Origin of the sequence: Mesorhizobium sp. WSM4887, from assembly GCF_029625865.1 — a bacterium.
Lineage (GTDB): Bacteria > Pseudomonadota > Alphaproteobacteria > Rhizobiales > Rhizobiaceae > Mesorhizobium.
The window spans coordinates 37,567-53,715 of sequence record NZ_JARTVP010000018.1; the positions used below are offsets into that span (position 1 = coordinate 37,567).

The 16,149-nt window shown below is 63.9% G+C and carries 14 protein-coding genes; 6 read left to right on the forward strand and 8 right to left on the reverse strand.

Translation table 11 applies throughout. From position 1 onward, the window contains the following. Nucleotides 1–96: 96 nt before the first annotated feature. The 5 genes from P9230_RS30685 to P9230_RS30705 all read left to right on the forward strand — a co-directional run bounded on the left by P9230_RS30685 (nucleotide 97) and on the right by P9230_RS30705 (nucleotide 4,956). On the forward strand, nucleotides 97–1,263 hold the full coding sequence (locus P9230_RS30685; RefSeq protein ID WP_278121627.1) for a diphosphate--fructose-6-phosphate 1-phosphotransferase: 1,167 nt from the start codon (nucleotides 97–99) through the stop codon (nucleotides 1,261–1,263). Then, nucleotides 1,263–2,009, forward strand: a complete 747-nt coding sequence (locus P9230_RS30690) for an MBL fold metallo-hydrolase (RefSeq protein WP_278121628.1) — start codon at nucleotides 1,263–1,265, stop codon at nucleotides 2,007–2,009. The genes P9230_RS30685 and P9230_RS30690 overlap by 1 nt, the downstream gene beginning before the upstream one ends. A 191-nt stretch (nucleotides 2,010–2,200) precedes the next feature. Then, nucleotides 2,201–3,745 carry a DegQ family serine endoprotease gene (locus tag P9230_RS30695; RefSeq protein WP_066996035.1) on the forward strand — a complete coding sequence of 515 codons (1,545 nt, stop codon included), beginning with the start codon at nucleotides 2,201–2,203 and terminating at the stop codon, nucleotides 3,743–3,745. Nucleotides 3,746–4,372: 627 nt separating this feature from the next. Further along, nucleotides 4,373–4,579 carry a DUF680 domain-containing protein gene (locus P9230_RS30700; protein ID WP_066996029.1) on the forward strand — a complete coding sequence of 69 codons (207 nt, stop codon included), beginning with the start codon at nucleotides 4,373–4,375 and terminating at the stop codon, nucleotides 4,577–4,579. A gap of 146 nt (nucleotides 4,580–4,725) precedes the next feature. Continuing rightward, nucleotides 4,726–4,956 (forward strand): DUF680 domain-containing protein, encoded by a 231-nt coding sequence (locus P9230_RS30705; protein ID WP_066996024.1) that lies wholly within the window; start codon nucleotides 4,726–4,728, stop codon nucleotides 4,954–4,956. A gap of 104 nt (nucleotides 4,957–5,060) precedes the next feature. Here the strand turns inward: P9230_RS30705 and ugpC are convergent, their stop codons facing one another. The 5 genes from ugpC to P9230_RS30730 all read right to left on the reverse strand — a co-directional run bounded on the left by ugpC (nucleotide 5,061) and on the right by P9230_RS30730 (nucleotide 11,576). Next, a complete protein-coding gene (ugpC, locus tag P9230_RS30710) occupies nucleotides 5,061–6,173 on the reverse strand; it encodes a sn-glycerol-3-phosphate ABC transporter ATP-binding protein UgpC (RefSeq protein WP_066996021.1) in 1,113 nt (370 codons plus the stop codon). A gap of 33 nt (nucleotides 6,174–6,206) precedes the next feature. After that, nucleotides 6,207–7,871, reverse strand: coding sequence for an alpha-glucosidase (locus P9230_RS30715; protein WP_278121630.1), 1,665 nt, complete (start codon nucleotides 7,869–7,871; stop codon nucleotides 6,207–6,209). A 4-nt stretch (nucleotides 7,872–7,875) separates the two neighbouring features. Continuing rightward, nucleotides 7,876–9,030 carry a carbohydrate ABC transporter permease gene (locus P9230_RS30720; protein ID WP_066996015.1) on the reverse strand — a complete coding sequence of 385 codons (1,155 nt, stop codon included), beginning with the start codon at nucleotides 9,028–9,030 and terminating at the stop codon, nucleotides 7,876–7,878. A 1-nt stretch (nucleotide 9,031) separates the two neighbouring features. Next, nucleotides 9,032–10,045, reverse strand: coding sequence for a sugar ABC transporter permease (locus P9230_RS30725; protein WP_066996012.1), 1,014 nt, complete (start codon nucleotides 10,043–10,045; stop codon nucleotides 9,032–9,034). A 175-nt stretch (nucleotides 10,046–10,220) separates the two neighbouring features. After that, nucleotides 10,221–11,576 (reverse strand): ABC transporter substrate-binding protein, encoded by a 1,356-nt coding sequence (locus P9230_RS30730; protein WP_066996009.1) that lies wholly within the window; start codon nucleotides 11,574–11,576, stop codon nucleotides 10,221–10,223. Nucleotides 11,577–11,937: 361 nt separating this feature from the next. On the opposite strand from P9230_RS30730, the gene P9230_RS30735 reads away from it, so the two are divergent. Next, nucleotides 11,938–12,960, forward strand: coding sequence for a substrate-binding domain-containing protein (locus P9230_RS30735; protein ID WP_067324096.1), 1,023 nt, complete (start codon nucleotides 11,938–11,940; stop codon nucleotides 12,958–12,960). Nucleotides 12,961–13,189: 229 nt separating this feature from the next. Here the strand turns inward: P9230_RS30735 and P9230_RS30740 are convergent, their stop codons facing one another. From P9230_RS30740 to P9230_RS30750, 3 genes are read right to left on the reverse strand one after another with little or no spacing between them, the layout of a single operon-like run. Further along, a complete protein-coding gene (locus tag P9230_RS30740) occupies nucleotides 13,190–14,638 on the reverse strand; it encodes a S8 family serine peptidase (protein WP_278121633.1) in 1,449 nt (482 codons plus the stop codon). Next, nucleotides 14,628–15,296 (reverse strand): anti-sigma factor, encoded by a 669-nt coding sequence (locus P9230_RS30745; protein WP_278113586.1) that lies wholly within the window; start codon nucleotides 15,294–15,296, stop codon nucleotides 14,628–14,630. Before P9230_RS30745 ends, P9230_RS30740 begins: the two co-directional genes overlap by 11 nt. Then, nucleotides 15,293–15,859 (reverse strand): sigma-70 family RNA polymerase sigma factor, encoded by a 567-nt coding sequence (locus tag P9230_RS30750; protein ID WP_278054897.1) that lies wholly within the window; start codon nucleotides 15,857–15,859, stop codon nucleotides 15,293–15,295. Before P9230_RS30750 ends, P9230_RS30745 begins: the two co-directional genes overlap by 4 nt. Between the last annotated feature and the right edge of the window lie 290 nt (nucleotides 15,860–16,149).

Here is a 16,149-nt window from a genome sequence, read left to right on the forward strand (position 1 = left end):
ATTTTTTCGGGATCATGCGCCTCCTTTCTCCCGTTGCGTGATGCCGCAAGACAGGCGAAGGTGCTCTGAAAAGCTTCGCCTCGGGAGAGAACGATCATGGCCGGAACCTTTGTCATCGCGCAGGGCGGCGGCCCGACCGCCGTCATCAATCAGACGGTCGTCGGCGCCACGCTGGAGATCCGCAAGCGGCATCCCGGCGCCAAGGTGCTCGGCTCGATCCATGGCGTGCGCGGCATCCGCGACGGCAACTATGTCGACCTCTCAGCCATCCCCGAAGATCGGCTGCGGCTGATCGCAGGCACCCCGAGCGCCGCCCTTGGCTCGACCCGCGACAAGCCCGACGCGGCCTATTGCGAGGTCATCCTCAACGGCCTCAAGAAGGCCGGCGCCGATGCCTTCATCTATATCGGCGGCAACGACACTTCGGGCACCCAGCAGATCCTGACCGACGCCGCCGGCGGCGCGATCGCCTTCGTGCATGCGCCGAAAACCATCGACAACGATCTCGAGGAGAACGACCATACGCCGGGCTTCATCTCGGCGGCCGAATTCGTCGCCGGCGCTTTCCTGTCGGTCGATTTGGATTTCCGCGCGTTGCCCGGCATTTATGTCGGCATCGTCATGGGCCGGCACGCCGGCTTCCTGACTGCCGCGGCCGCCGCCTGGCAGCTCGATCCGGATAGCGGTCCGCATCTGGTCTATGTACCGGAGCGCGCCTTCTCCGCCGAACGTTTCATCGATGATGTCCGCAGGACGCTCGACCGCCACAAGAGCTGCATCGTCGCCGTCTCGGAAGGCGTCAGCACCGCCGACGGCAAGGCGTTGGTCGAGAGCCTGGTGCCGCCGGAAAAGCTCGAGCGCGACCAGCACGGCAACGTCAAATTGTCGGGCAGCGATCTGCCGGCGGCGCTCGAACGCGCTTTGGCGGAAGGCCTGCCGGGCAAGCGGGCGCGCGTCGATGCCCTGGGCTATATGCCGCGCGGCTATGTCGGCGCGATCAGCCCCGTGGACGCCAAGGAAGCCTTCGAAGCCGGCGCGTTCGCGGTCGCCGTCGCCGGGGAGGGTGGCGGCTCGGTGGCGCTGCAATATGACGGCACCAAGACCGTGCTGAAGAAGGTGCCGCTCGAGGCTGTGGCCGGCAAGACCCGCCACATGCCGGACAATTTCATGAAGCCGGACGTCAACCAGTTGTCCGAGGCCGGCATGGCCTATCTGAAGCGGCTGGTGCCGGAAAAATACAAGGTCGGAAAGCCGTTCGTCTGATGGGCGACCTTGTGGTGGGCGACTGGTTCGGCAAATCCGTTGTCGATGCCAGAACGACGATGCTGACCGAGCCATTCGTGCACGATTTCGTGCGCGCCAATATTTGGCATTTCAAGGGCCGGGACGCCGACCTGCTGGTCGACACCGGCATGGGCATCTGCCCGCTGGCGCCCGAGATCGACACCCCGGCCGGCAAGCCGCTGATCGTCGTCGCCACCCACATCCATCTCGACCATGTCGGCTCGCTGCACGAATTCCCGCTGAGGATGGGGCCGAAGGTCAGCGCGGGGGAGTTCGATGGCATGGATGATGCCGTCACCTACGCCAACATGTTCCACAATCTCGACGATGCGGTATCCAAATTGCCGGCGCCCGGCTGGAAGGCGGCTGACTATCGCATCCCTTCCGCACCGTTGACGCGAGTGCTCGACGAGGGCGACATCGTCGACCTCGGCGATCGGAAATTCCGCGTGCTGCATCTGCCCGGACATTCGCCGGATTCGATCGCGCTGTTCGATGAGGCCGACGGCCTGTTCTTCGCCGGCGACGCCATCTATGACGGCATGCTGATCGACGACCTGCCGGATTCGGACCGCGCCGCCTATTGCCGCACCATGCAGCGGCTGCTCGACCTGCCGATACGCATCGGTCATGGCGGCCATGGCCCGAGTTTCGCCCGCGCGAGGATGGGAGAGATCGCATCTTCCTACCTACGCCGCCGAGAGCGCTTCGTGAGCGCTGTCTGAATTAAATCTTTGTAAGGTCGCGTCAAAACCCTAATTCGGACCATTCCACGCCCTAAATGCGTGGCTGTCGATCCGGCCGGCTGCCATGCATGGCGAGACGGGCAATCCCGGCCGTCGACACGCCGACGGGCGCGTCCTTGGAGAGAGCCGTCCGCGGCGCCGGATCAACTCTCGCCCGGACAGAAACGACCATGTCACCATTTAGCATTCTTCGCAGACATCGCGTCGCGGCCCTGCTGGGCGCTGCGCTGATCATCTCCCCCGTCGTTGTTTCCTTTGCGCAAAATCCCGGCAATGCCGGCCTGAGCAACGTGGTCGCGACGACACAGACGCCGGTCGCCGGCATTACCGCCCCGAACGGCTCGTTCGCGCCGGTTGTCGCCACCACCAAGCCGGCAGTCGTGACCGTGACGACCGTGATGAAAGCCCAGCCCGGCGCGACGGATGACGGCTCGCCTTTCGACGGCAATTCGCCCTTCGACCAGTATTTCCAGCAGTTCTTCGGCGACCAGGGCATCCCGATGCCCAAGACGCCGCCGCAGCAGGCGCCGCGGCAGGAGGCTTTGGGCTCCGGCTTCATCGTCGGGTCCGATGGCACCATCGTCACCAACAACCATGTCATCGACGGCGCGACCTCGATCAAGGTGACGCTCGACGACGGCACCGAGCTTCCCGCCAAGCTCGTCGGCCACGACGCAAAGAACGATCTGGCGGTGCTCAAGGTCAAGGCGAGCAAGCCGCTGCCGACCGTCAAATGGGGCGATTCCGACAAGCTGATGACCGGCGACCAGGTGCTGGCGATCGGCAATCCGTTCGGCATCGGCACCACGGTCACCGCCGGCATCGTCTCGGCGCGCGGCCGCGACCTGCACAGCGGGCCGTTCGACGATTTCATCCAGATCGACGCGCCGATCAACCACGGCAATTCCGGCGGCCCGCTTGTCGACGTGAAGGGCAATGTGGTCGGCATCAACACGGCGATCTATTCGCCCAATGGCGGCAGCGTCGGCGTCGGCTTCGCCATTCCTTCGGACCAGGCACAAAAAGTGGTCGACAAGCTTATGAAGGGCGGTGACATCGAATACGGCTATCTTGGCGTGCAGATCCAGCCGGTCACGCAGGACGTCGCTAGCGCCATCGGCCTCGACCATCCGGGCGGCGCGCTGGTCGCGGCGGTCACCGACGGTTCGCCGGCGGCCAAGGCCGGCATCGAGACCGGCGACGTCATCACCGGCTTCGCCGGCCAGGAGATCAAGGACCCCAAGGATCTGTCGCGCGCCGTCGCCGACGTCTCCCCCGGCAGCAAGGAAACGCTGAGTGTCTGGCGCAACGGCAAGGCGATGCAGATCTCGGCCGATGTCGGCCGCAATGCCGAAGACCAGAAGACCGCCTCGAATGACGAGGGCGGCAAGCCATCTGCCGAACAGGGCCTGCGCGTGCCCTCGCTCGGCCTTGGCCTTACGGACCTCACGCCGGACATCCGGGAGCAGCTCAACCTGGCCGACAACCAGCGCGGCGCCGTGGTCGAGCGCGTCAACCCGGACAAGGCGGCCTCCGCGGCCGGCATCGAACCCGGCGATGTCATCGTCGCCGTCGACCGCACGCCGGTGAAAAACGCAAGGCAAGCGAACCAGGCGATCGCCGAGGCCGGCAAGTCCGGCAGGAAGTCGGTGCTGCTGCTGGTCGATCGCGGCGACGCGCAGATATTCGTCGCCGTGCCTTTCGCCGCCGGCTGAGAAAACTTCCAAGGAGCCTGCCGGCCTCTTCGGCAGGTTCCGCCGACAAGATTTCGGTTGCCCGCAAACGAGGTCGACTTCCGCGACGAGTTGATTGAACCGGACGATCGTCGCGACGGCTTCGATCTGGTGCTGACGCTGACGCGCGAGCAGGCCCGGCGCCCGGCCGGCGCGATCCTTCCAGATCGGAGAGAAGGTCTTCAGACGACGCTGCGCCCAGAGTTGCCGACGCCTTTGACCCCGTGGACGCCAAGGCTTCCGAATCGACCCGGCAGGTCCAAGATGGTTAAGCGGTATCGGAAAGTGACTATTAGGAGATTCTAAAATCGAACCGAACAGTTCGTTTCTGTTGACGGTGCGTGCAGGACGGGGTGAACACTCGGCGCGCGTATACACTTGGTGCGCCAAATGGATAAATGCGATAACCAACTGATTCAACAGTGTAAAAACCGATCGTGGCGGGCGATTGGTACAATTTCAAGATGGGGATTCATGGGCCAGCCGAAACAACTTCGTGATTGGAATCCGGCAGCCAGCTCACCCACATCGGGGCTGTCCGAACGACGCGATTTTCCCTCCCAAGACACGCCGCTAGACGGACGAAAAAAACATACTGGAGTACCAAAAATGAAAAAGATTGTTCTCACTGCCGCCGCCCTTCTGGCCATTTCCGGCAGCGCCTTCGCTGGTAGCGACAACTACGGTTCCAACGCCGCCAATCAGCCGGCCGCCGCGGTCGACACTTCTCGCACGGCCTCGACCCACAGGTCGGAAGCGGCCGCTCAGAAGCCCGTCACCCAGGGCGCGGACCACAACCTCTTCGGCAACAACTAAACTGCCGAACCTGGCAATGATCCATGAGGGGCCATGGCCGACAGGAGACAGACGCTGGGTTCACCCGCCGCGTCCCAAGGCATGTCGCCCAAAAGTGTACCCCAGTTTTGGAAACGACATCAGGTTAAGAATTCAGGAGTATTGAAATGAAGAAGATCGTTCTTGCCGCAACGGCCGTTCTGGCCCTCTCCGGCGCAGCTTTCGCAGGCAGCGACAATTACGGCTCGGCTGGCGCCAGCCAGCAGGCCCCTGCCGTCGACACGACCCGCACTTCGTCGGTGGGCACCGACTCGCCGGTCTATAAGCTGCTGAACTCGTCGAATGACGTGCACAAGTCGGCCCCGCAGGGCAGCGACCGCAATCTGTTCGGCCGCTAACAGCCGCAAGCAGTTGACGAAAAAGAGCGGCGAAGGCAAACCTCGCCGCTCTTTCTTTAGCCGGACCGTCTCGCGCCTCTTGGCCGAAACGGCAGCACCGCGCGTCAGGCCGCCTTCGCCTCGTCGCGATGCAGCGTGAAGGAATGCCCCTCCGCGTCGAAGATGTGCAGATCCCCGGCGCCGGCATTGAGCCGCAGCGTCTCGCCGCGCTTGACCTCGACATTTCCCGGCAGTTTGGCCACCAGCGGCAGATCGGCGCGGCCGATATCGACATAGACGAGCTGAACCTCGCCGAGCTGCTCGATATAATCGACCTTGCCTTCGAACAGGTAATCCGTCCCGGTCGCGATCGCGAGATCCTCGGGCCGCACGCCGAAGCTCACCGCCGCGCCGTTCGCCGAAGCGGGCGTTGTGATCGGCACCGTCGCCTTGCGGTCGCCGACATGGCTGACCACGGTCGGATTGCCGGCCTTCTCGATCTTCGCCGGCAATATGTTCATGGCCGGCGATCCGATGAACTGCGCGACGAAGAGATTGCCCGGCCGCTTGTAGAGCTCCATCGGCGTGCCGACCTGCTCGACGACGCCTTCCTTCAGCACCACGATGCGGTCCGCCAGCGTCATCGCCTCGACCTGGTCGTGCGTGACGTAGATCATCGTCGTGTTCGGCATCGATTCTTTCAGCTTGGCGATCTCGATGCGGGTGGCGACGCGCAGTGCCGCATCGAGATTCGACAGCGGCTCGTCGAACAGGAACACCTTCGGATTGCGCACGATGGCACGGCCGATGGCGACGCGCTGGCGCTGGCCGCCCGACATCGCCTTGGGCAGGCGGTCGAGATACTTGGTGAGCTGCAGGATCTCGGCCGCCTGGCGCACGCGCTTGTCGATCTCGGCCTTGCTTTCCTTACCGATCTTCATCGAGAAAGCCATGTTGTCGTAAACGGTCATATGCGGATAGAGCGCATAGGACTGGAACACCATGGCGATGCCCCGCTTCGAAGGCGGCACGTCGTTCACAACTTCGCCGTCGATCTGGAGCACGCCGGAGGTGATTTCCTCGAGACCGGCGATCGACCTCAGCAAGGTCGACTTGCCGCAGCCCGACGGCCCGACGAACACGATGAACTCGCCCGATTTGATGTCGAGGTCGATGCCGTGGAGAATGTTGAGGTTGCCGTATGATTTCTTCACCTGGTTCAGCGTGACATCGGCCATGGTTTCCTCTCCCAGTGATTGTCTGTTCTCAACTCAGTCGATCCGCCCGAACCAGGCGCCATAGCCGCCAAGGCGGATGGGCCCGGTGCCACCTTGTCCCGAAAAGCCATGTCCCGGCAAGGGCTGCAGCGAGCCCTTGCCGAGATCGACTTCGGCCGGCTTGCTGCCGAGGTTGAAGACGCAGGCGATGCGCTCGTTGCCTTCGCGGCGCGTGAAGGCCACGGTGTCGCCATCGCTTTCGATAAAGTCGATTTCGCCCTTGCCCAGCGCCGGATGCTGACGCCGGAAGGCGAGAAAGCGCCGGTAGTGCTCGAGCAGCGAGCTCGGATCGCCCTGCTGCACATTCACGGCTTGCGCCAGATGTTTGCCGGGCACCGGCAGCCAGGGCTTGGCGGTCGAGAAGCCGCCATTCTTGGCCGCCGCATCCCACACCATCGGCGTGCGGCAGCCGTCGCGGCCCTTGAATTCCGGCCAGAAACGGACGCCGTAGGGGTCTTGCAGGTCCTCGAATTTCAGTTCCGCCTCGCCGAGGCCGAGCTCTTCGCCCTGATAGATGCAGACCGAGCCGCGCAGCGACATCAAAAGCGCCGAGATCACCTTGAGATAGGCGCTCGGATCGGCTTCGTTGGCGGCCCAGCGCGAGGCCACGCGCATCACGTCATGATTGGAGAAGGCCCAGCAGGACCAGCCGTCTCTGGCGACCCGGCCGAAGGCCTCCAGCACCGCCCGCACCTTGGCGGCGCTGATCTTTTCCGGTGCCAGGAAGTCGAAGGAATAGCACATGTGAACGCGCTTGCCGTCGGCGGTGTAGGCGGCCACCACTTCCAGCCCGCGCTGCGAATCGCCGACCTCGCCGACGGCGGCCTGCGCCGGATATTCGTCGAGCAGCGCGCGGAAGCGTTCAAGGAAACCGAGATTCTCCGGCCGGCTCTTGTCGTAGATATGGTCCTGGTAATTGTAGGGATTCACGGCCGGCGCCGTCTGGTCGTTGCGCTCTTCCGGCGGCAGCGGCGGGTTGTCCTCCAGCCCCAGGCTGTGGAAGTAGAAATTGATGGTGTCGAGCCGAAAGCCGTCGACGCCGCGCTCCAGCCAGAAGCGGGTGATGTTGAGCAGCGCGTCCTGAACCTCGGCGTTGTGGAAGTTGAGATCGGGCTGCTCGGCCAGGAAATTATGCATGTAATATTGCTGGCGGCTTGTATCCCATTGCCAGGCCGAGCCGCCGAAGATCGACAGCCAATTGTTGGGCGGCGTGCCGTCGGGCTTGGCGTCCGCCCACACATACCAGTCGGCTTTCGGATTGGTCCGGCTGGAGCGGCTTTCCTTGAACCAGGGGTGGATGTCGGCGGTGTGCGACAGCACCTCGTCGATCATCACCTTGAGGCCCAGCCGATGGGCTTCCGCCACCAGGGCGTCGAAGTCGGCCAGCGTGCCGAACATCGGATCGACGTCGCAATAGTCCGACACGTCGTAGCCGAAATCCTTCATCGGCGATTTGAAGAAGGGCGAGATCCAGATGGCGTCGACGCCGAGCGAGGCGATGTAGGGCAGCCGCCGGACAATGCCTTGCAGGTCGCCGATGCCGTCGCCGTTCGAGTCCTGATAAGAGCGCGGATAGATCTGGTAGATCACCGCGCCCCGCCACCAGTCGCGGTCTACGGCGGGGTCCGGTCTCGAACTCGTCTTCAAAGCCGATTGCATTGTCTCAACCTCCTTTCACCGAGCCGGCAAGCAGCCCGCGGACGAAATAGCGCTGCAGTGAGAAGAACACGATCAGCGGCACGATGATGGTGATGAAGGCCGATGTCGTGAGGATTTCCCAATTGCCGCCTCTCGAGCCGAGCAGCGCGTTGAGTTGCGCCGTCAGCACGATCTGGTCGGGCGCCGTGCCGAGGAAAACCATCGCCACCAACAGATCGTTCCACACCCACAGGAATTGAAAGATGGCGAAGGAGGCAAGCACCGGGAAGGACAGCGGCAGCACGATCTTGACGAAGATCTCGAAATCGCTGGCGCCGTCGATCCGTGCCGATTCCATGATCTCGCGCGGCAGGCCGGCGATATAGCTTCTGAGCAGGTAGATGGCGAAGGGCAGGCCGAAGCCGGTATGCGCCAGCCAGATGCCGAGATAGGTTTTCGACGGCACGCCGAAGAAGGTCCCGACGCCGTTGTAGAGCTTGAGCAGCGGGATCAGCGACATCTGCAGCGGCACCACCAACAGGCCGATGATCACCGCAATCAGCAGCGCCCGTCCGGGAAAGCGCATCCAGGCCAACGCATAGGCGGCGAAGGCGGCGATCAGAATCGGGATCACTGTCGCCGGAATGGTCACGGTCAGCGAGTTCATGAAGGAGCGGCCGATGCCTTGCGACAGAAGCACGTTCTCGTAGTTTTCCGTGGTGAATTTCGGCGGCGCCGAGGATGCATAGTAGACGCGCTGGCCGCGATCGCCTTCGAAGGCCTTCGGCGAAGACAGCACGAAGGTGCCGTCGGCGTTGACCTGCAGCGACACCCCATCGCCGAGATCGGCAGCCGTGCCGGCCTTGTATTGTGTCGGCGCCGCCGCCTTGGTGCCGAAGGCGCTGATCGCACGCTTGGCGCCGTCGCCGAAGACGTTGCCTTCGATGACGTATTTGCCGTCCTTCTGGGTTTGTGCGGACGCAGCCGGCAGACGCCCAGCCTCGGTCTGGCTGGAGCTTGAGAAGGAGTTCCACCAACCCGACGCGATGATCTGGTCCTTGTCGCGCAGCGACGACACGAGGATGCCGAGTGTCGGGATGGTCCAGATGACGACGAAGACCAGCACGGCGAGATGAACGCCGAATCGGCCGACGAAGGACTTTCCGCGGGTCGCAGCCATCTCAGTGTCCTCCCGTCTCTTTGTTGGCCTGGCGAATGTTCCAGACCATGATCGGGATGACCGCGATCATGATGATGATGGCGATCGTGGCACCGCGGCCGAAATCGCCGCCGCCGCGGAACATCCAGTCGAACATCAGATTGGCGAGCACCTGGCTGTTCCATTGGCCGTTGGTCATGGTCAGCACGATGTCGAACACTTTCAGCACCAGGATGGTGATGGTGGTCCAGACAACTGCGATCGTCCCCCAGATCTGCGGCACCATGATCTTCCAGAAGATCTGGAACGGGTTGGCGCCGTCGATCACGGCCGCCTCCAGCGTCTCTTCCGGAATGCCGCGCAAGGCCGACGACAGGATCACCATGGCGAACCCTGTCTGGATCCAGATCAGGATCACCATCAGGAAGAAATTGTTCCAAAACGGCAGCGATATCCAGACCTGCGGCTGGCCGCCGAAATACTGGATGATGGCGTTGAGCAGGCCGATCTGCACCTGCCCCTCGCCGCGATACTCGTAGATGAATTTCCAGATCACGCTGGCGCCGACGAAAGAGATCGCCAGCGGCAGGAAGATCAGGCTCTTGGCGATCGTCCCCCACCAGATCTTGTCGGTGAGCACGGCGATGATCAGGCCGAGGAAGGTGCAGGCCGCCGGCACCACCGCCAGCCATAGGATGTTGTTGAAAATCGAGTTGCGGAAATCCTGGTCGCTGAACGCCCATTGGTAGTTGGCGAGGCCGACGAAGTGCTCGCCGCCGCGGTCGAGAAAAGAGAGCCGCAGCGTCTCGATCACCGGATAGATCAGATAGATGGTCAGGATGATCATCGCCGGCCCGACGAACAGCCATGGCCGCACCAGCCCTTGCCGGCGCAGATTGTCGACGGCGGCGCTGCCGGAGACGCCGCGCGACGGAAAGATGAGATCGAGCAGCTTGTTGGCGCCCCAGAAATACGCGACACAGCCGCCGACGCCGATGATGATGACGAATATGGCCGAGAAAATCTGAGCCGCCATGGGTCCCTCTCCCTGGGCATGACCGGCCGGCCGAGGCTGGCAGCCGCATGCGCCGACTTTCAGTTATTCGGAACGCGAAGGCTTCCGGCGTGCGTTGCCGGTCGGACCCGGGCCGTAGCCCGGATCCAGTAGGAGGATGAGGAAAGTCTCGGGTCGCGCGCGGCGGCCTCTCTGCTTACTTGATGGCATCCCAGCTCTTCTGGATATCGGCGGCGACGTCCTGGGCGGACTTGCCGCCGACCAGGTCGATCATGCCGGTCCAGAAGGAGCCTGCGCCGACCTTGCCGGGCATCAGGTCCGAGCCGTCGAAACGCACCGTGGTGGCCCCGACCAGGATCTCGCCCTGCTTCTTCAGCGCGTCGCTGCCATAGGCGTCCTTGTTGGCTCCTTTGAAGGGCGTGACGAAGCTCTTCTGCGCCATCCACAATTCGTGCGCGAGCGGCATCTCGAGGAACTTGATGAACTCACGCGAAGCCTTGGAATCCTTGGTGATCATCACCAGCGTTCCGGCCACTTCCAGCGGCGTGCCCAGTTCCGGCTTCGAGGCATAGGGCGGGTAGGGGAAGAAGTCCGCATCCTGGCCGAGCTTCACATTCTCCGGGAAGAACGAAGGAATGAACGATGCCTGATGGTGCATGTAGCACTTCGGCGGCACCGTAAAGAGGCCCTTCGGGCTGTCGCGGAAGTCGGTTGCGGCGACTGCCTTGGCACCGCCGTCGACCATCTTGTCGTCGGTTGCGATCTTGCCGAAGATGTCGAGGGCGTTGACCACGGCCGGATCGGTGAAGGGAATCTCGTTCTTCACCCATTTGTCGTAGACTTCCGGCGGCTGGGTGCGCAGCATGATGTCCTCGACCCAGTCGGTCGCCGGCCAGCCGGTGGCGCCGCCCGAACCCAGGCCGATGCACCAGGGCTTGCCGCCGTCGGCAATGATCTTCTTTTCGAGATCGGCCAGTTCCTCCTGAGTCTTCGGAACTTTGTAGCCTGCCTCCTCGAAATTATCTGGCGAGTACCAGACCAGACCTTTCACGTCGATCTTGTAGGGAAAGGCATAGAAGCCCGGCTTGCCGTCCTTGCCCGTATAGGTGCCGAGCTTGGCCCAGGAGTCGCCGGCGGCATAATTTTCCTTGATCCAGGCGGCGACGTCGTCGCCCAGCGGGGTCAGCACACCCTTGGAAGCGAGATCCTGGATCAGTCCCGGCTGTGGCAGGATGGCGATGTTGGGCGGGCTGCCGGCCTGTGTGTCGATGACGATCTGCTGCTCATAATTCTCGGACGAGGAGTATTTGACCTCCGCTCCCGTCGCCTCGGAGAAATAGTCGAGCACCGAACGCACGAGCGTCTCGTCCTCGCCGCGCCACGGACCGAAGATGGTCAGCGTTTCGCCCTTGAGGTCGACCTTTTTGAGATCGTCGTAATTCGCCCAATGAAACTTCGAATCCTCGCCCGGCTTGAATTTCAGTTCGGCATGTGCCGGCAGGCCAAGGGTGAGCGCAGCGAACGCAGCACCCAAGAGAAGCATTTTCTTCATGGCAGTCCTCCCAGTGTTGAGACAGTTCGGACGAAACCTCCATCTCGTCCGCCGACGCCCACGGAACTGTGACTCAGCGAGAAGGCAACCGCAACCTTTCGAAGAGTCTTCCAAAGCGCTTTGGCTAAAGCTGATCTCGCCATTGAATCATGCGGAAGTCAAGAGGTCGGCCGTGCTAATCGATTTAAACCCGCTTGCGAGTGAAGGAAAAAGTGCAATGCAGCAAGCTTTTTTGGCGCTGCAGCAGCAATTTCGGCTTCAAACTGCCTGTGGCGGCCCCTAAGGTCATGACGTTCCGACGACGGTGCCAGCGATCCTCGGATCGATTCAAATTGAAAGCGCTTTGAGGCTGGAGGCCTCGATGAACCTCAAGCAACTCTCGCACATGCTGTCGCTTTCGCAAACCACGGTAAGCCGGGCGCTGAACGGCTACCCGGAGGTCAGCGAGGAGACGCGGCGTCGCGTGATGGATGCCGCTAAGCGCCACGGCTACCGGCCGAACCCCAGCGCGAGGCGGCTGGCCACCGGCAAATCGGGAATGATCGGCTATGTGCTGCCGACCGGCAACGCCGTCGACATCGATCCGCATTTCGTCGAGTTTCTTTCGGGTCTCGGCGACTATGCCCGCTCGCACGAGCTCGATCTGGTGCTCTCGCCGGCCGACGCCGACGACCAGGAGACGACCTATCGGCGCATCGTCGCCAACCGGCAGGTCGACGCCGTCTACATTTCCTCGCCACGCCCGGCCGACCGGCGGCTGGCGCTGGTCAACACGCTGGGCATCCCCTTCATCGTCCATGGCCGCAGCGAGGGCTTTGAGTTCGACTATCCCTATCTCGATATCGACAACGAGGGCGCCTTCCACGAAGCGGCCAGGCTTCTCGTCCAGCTCGGCCACAAGCGGCTGGCGCTGATCAACGGCGATGACCGCGAGACCTTCGCCATCCATCGCGAGCGCGGCGTGCGCCGGGCGCTTGCCGCCAGCGGACTGACACTGGGCGAGCGCCACATCTGTTCCACGACCATGACCGAGGAAAATGGCTATCGCGCCGCCCGCCGCCTGCTCGAAGAAAGCGGAGCCCCGACGGCGATCGTCTGCTCCAGTCTCATCATGGCGCTCGGCGTCGTCCGCGCCGTGCGCGATCTCGGCCTGACCATTCCGGGCGATCTGTCGCTGGTCGCCCATGACGACGTCTTTCCCTGGCTGCGGCCGGAGAATTTCCCGGTGCCGCTGTCGACCACGCGCTCCTCGATCCGCCTTGCCGGCGCGCGTGTTGCCGAGCGGTTGGCGGCGCGCATATCAGGGCTGGAAGAGGGCGCGCGCGGCGAGGTCTGGCCGGTCGATCTGGTGGTGCGGGGGTCGGTGGCCGGCGCGCCGGTGTAGGGATCGTGTTCCGACAGACGAGACGCGTTGAGTTCCGTCGCACCCCCCTCTGTCCTGCCGGACATCTCCCCCGCAAGGGGGGAGATTGGACGTCGCAGCCGTATTCGCCAATACTCGACTTTGAGAAGCGGGGTCGGCGCTGAAACTGCTGATCTCCCCCCTTGCGGGGGAGATGGCCGGCAGGCCAGAGGGGGGTGCTGTCCCGCCGGCGTCACAGATTTTCGGGAGCCTATTTCTTCGCAGCCCCAGCCGCCTTGATATCCAACAGCCCATGGCCGAAGTCATTGTCCCGCCCCTTCGGGCCGAGATCCTTGGCCGTGGCCGCCAGCGCCTTCTCGATCTCGTCGGCCGAGCGGTCGGGCGCGGCATGGATCAGGTTGGCGATCGCGCCTGAGACGATCGCGGCGGCGAAGGAGGTGCCGGTCACCACGTCCGAGCCGGTGCCGCTCGGCGCAACCATCTCAACGCCCGGCGCCGAGAGGAAGACATAGGCGCCGCGATTGGCTTGCGGCATCAGCCCGTCCTTGGCGTCGGTCGCGGTGACCGCGATGACGCCGTCGAAGGCTGCCGGATAGCCGTAAGGCGCCTTCGGCCCGTTGTTGCCGGCCGCTGCGACCAGCACCATGCCGAGCGCGCGCGCATTGCGGCAAGCCGTGCCGAGCAGGTCGTTCTTCGGCCCGACGAAGCTCATATTGATGATGCGCACGTCCTGTTCCGCCGCCCAGTCGAGCGCCGACAGGATGACATCCATACTCGACTTGCCGCCTTCGAAGGCTCGTGCGTGATAGATCTTGGCGCCCGGCGCGATGCCTTCCAGCGCGCCGACGCCGGCGATCAGCCCGTCGACGGAGGTGCCGTGGTCGCGCTTCTTGATCGGCACGTTCGGCATGGCGTCGAACTGGTCGGCGATCACGCCTTTTAGCGCTGGGTTGGTATCGTCGATGCCGGTGTCGATGACGGCGACGCGCACGTTCTCGCCGCTCGCCTGTTTCGAATCGAGCGCGATGCGCTCGAAGGCATAGTTCACGATGCCGGCTGCCTGCTGCAGCGAATAGATGTGGTTGGGCTCACGCCGTTGCGTGCGCCCGTCGGCGGCAAGCTGCGCCAGCACGACGCCGACCGGCCGTCCGTCCGGAATGCCGTAGCGCACCAGCGTTGTGCCGAGCAGCCGCGACTGGCGCTGCGAGCGCACCTGCAGGCCGAAGGTGGTGGCGATCTGCTGCACCGCGCCGGCATCGCCGGCGACCGTCACCAGCACCTCGTCGGGCACGAATTCGCCACTGACCGCACGCGGCGGCGCGGCGAGATTGAGCCCGGTAGGCGGTGCGATGGGGCCGCTTGGCGGCGGAGCGGGCGCCGCTGTGCTTGTCGGACCCTTTGGAGGCGCCGTTCCGCTCGGCTGCGTTGGCGCAGGCGTCGGCCGTGCCGGCGGATTCGGGAACAGGTCGACGATCAGCGCCGGCAGGAACACAGCGCCGCCGGAGGCATTGCCCGCGCCGGATTTCCCGCCGCCATTCTTGGCGCCGCCCTCGCAGTCAGCGCCGGCCGCCGTCGTCCGGTTGAGGCAGTCGATCTGCTTTTGCGAGAGGTTCGGATCGTTGGTCTGCGCCGTGGCGGGAGCGCCTACAAATGTCGCCGCGAGGATTGCCGCATGAAGAACGACCGCCTTAGCCGCCATCGACCGGTTTCCTTCCCTGCACCACAGCTTCCGCGAAAGGCTGGGCGGCAATAAGGCCGACGAGCTTGTCGTAGTCGGCCGCCGTGCTGGCCGGGATCGTCACGTGAAACACATCGTCGGCGGTCGGCCCGCCGGCGATCTTCAGCCCGTTCTGCCCAAGGAAGGCGGCGATGTCCGACATCCTGGCATCCGGCTTGAACTTGACCAGGGCGAAGGGCAGGTTTGGCAGATCATCCTGAGCGCCGGCGATTTCAAAGTCGTTGCCCTTGCCGCCCGGCCGCTCGAAAGACTGCGCCACGACCAGCGCAAGCAGCGCCGCGGCCGCCGCCCAGGCGACGCCCGAGGGAATTGCCGTGACCCGGCCGAAGACCTTCGCCAGCCATGACTGGCCGGGGGGCGCTCGCGCCGGACCGGCCTCGGCCTCGAGCGCCCTTGCAAAGCGCGAGAGCGCGTCGGCCGGCGGTCGGATCGCTTCGTTGGCGGCGGCGGTGCCGGAGAATTCGGCTTCCGCCTCGCCGAGCGCGGCCATCGCCGCAGGATCGGAGGCCAGCCATTCCTCGACGGCTTCGAGTTCTGCGCCTTCCAGCGAACCGTTGAGGTAGAACGGCAGCAACGTCTCCATCTCGTCGCGGCGCGACATCTTTTCAGCGGCGCTCATGGCCACCCCCTGTCGTAACCGGCCGCCTTGAGGGCCTCGCCGAGTTTCTTGCGGGCGTAGAACATCCTGGTCTTGACAGTGGCAACCGGGATGTTGAGCACCTCGCCGATCTCGGTCACCGACTGGCCATGGTAATAGGCAAGGTCGATCACCGTGCGGTGTTCCTCCGGCAAGGCATCGACGAAGCGGCGCAAGGCGGCGGCCTTGTCTTCCTTCATGGTGACGACTTCCGGCGTGTCGGCGCCGTCGGGAACCTGCGCCGCGGCATCGTCGTCGATCCAGTCTTCCTTCTTCTTGCGCAGCAAGGACAGTGCCTTGAAGCGGGCGATGCCGAGCAGCCAAGTCGAGACTTCGGAGCGGCCTTCGAAGCTCGGCGCCTGGCGCCACAATTCGAGAAAGACCTCGTTGGTGATATCGTCGGCCATCATGTCCGATCCCGTCTGGCGCGCCACGAAACGGTAGATCCGCGCGTGGTGACGCATGAACAGGAGCCGCACGGCGGCCCGGTCGCCCTTCGCGACCCGGTCTACAAGCGCGCGATCGGTTTCGGTCGCCGCGTTCATGGCCGGTCGAGCCGCCTGGCTCCTCGTGGCTCTGTCGCTGGTCGGTCCAAAAAGGTTCATCCTCCGCCAAGGAATTTTCGGAAGCTAACCGAAGAGCTGAGAGGTTGCCAGAGGTGGCGCCCCCTTCTCCCCTTGTGGGAGAAGGTGGATCGGCGCGGAGCGCCGAGACGGTTGAGGGGTGTTCCAGCGGAGTGAGGCGTTGGCGTTCACTGGAACACCCCTTGTATCTGCGCGGAGGAGACTTTGTGCGAGAAGAGCGACTGAGCCTCGAACCGGACGGCCATCCGATT

What these genes read in the sequence shown, in the direction of transcription:
- P9230_RS30715 (WP_278121630.1), bottom strand. Translation starts at nt 7,871, where the DNA reads ATGCAATCGGCTTTGAAGACGAGTTCGAGACCGGACCCCGCCGTAGAC.
- P9230_RS30700 (WP_066996029.1), top strand. Translation starts at nt 4,373, where the DNA reads ATGAAAAAGATTGTTCTCACTGCCGCCGCCCTTCTGGCCATTTCCGGC.
- P9230_RS30720 (WP_066996015.1), bottom strand. Translation starts at nt 9,030, where the DNA reads ATGGCTGCGACCCGCGGAAAGTCCTTCGTCGGCCGATTCGGCGTTCAT.
- P9230_RS30730 (WP_066996009.1), bottom strand. Translation starts at nt 11,576, where the DNA reads ATGAAGAAAATGCTTCTCTTGGGTGCTGCGTTCGCTGCGCTCACCCTT.
- P9230_RS30690 (WP_278121628.1), top strand. Translation starts at nt 1,263, where the DNA reads ATGGGCGACCTTGTGGTGGGCGACTGGTTCGGCAAATCCGTTGTCGAT.
- P9230_RS30740 (WP_278121633.1), bottom strand. Translation starts at nt 14,638, where the DNA reads ATGGCGGCTAAGGCGGTCGTTCTTCATGCGGCAATCCTCGCGGCGACA.
- ugpC (WP_066996021.1), bottom strand. Translation starts at nt 6,173, where the DNA reads ATGGCCGATGTCACGCTGAACCAGGTGAAGAAATCATACGGCAACCTC.
- P9230_RS30725 (WP_066996012.1), bottom strand. Translation starts at nt 10,045, where the DNA reads ATGGCGGCTCAGATTTTCTCGGCCATATTCGTCATCATCATCGGCGTC.
- P9230_RS30735 (WP_067324096.1), top strand. Translation starts at nt 11,938, where the DNA reads ATGAACCTCAAGCAACTCTCGCACATGCTGTCGCTTTCGCAAACCACG.
- P9230_RS30695 (WP_066996035.1), top strand. Translation starts at nt 2,201, where the DNA reads ATGTCACCATTTAGCATTCTTCGCAGACATCGCGTCGCGGCCCTGCTG.
- P9230_RS30685 (WP_278121627.1), top strand. Translation starts at nt 97, where the DNA reads ATGGCCGGAACCTTTGTCATCGCGCAGGGCGGCGGCCCGACCGCCGTC.
- P9230_RS30705 (WP_066996024.1), top strand. Translation starts at nt 4,726, where the DNA reads ATGAAGAAGATCGTTCTTGCCGCAACGGCCGTTCTGGCCCTCTCCGGC.
- P9230_RS30750 (WP_278054897.1), bottom strand. Translation starts at nt 15,859, where the DNA reads ATGAACGCGGCGACCGAAACCGATCGCGCGCTTGTAGACCGGGTCGCG.
- P9230_RS30745 (WP_278113586.1), bottom strand. Translation starts at nt 15,296, where the DNA reads ATGAGCGCCGCTGAAAAGATGTCGCGCCGCGACGAGATGGAGACGTTG.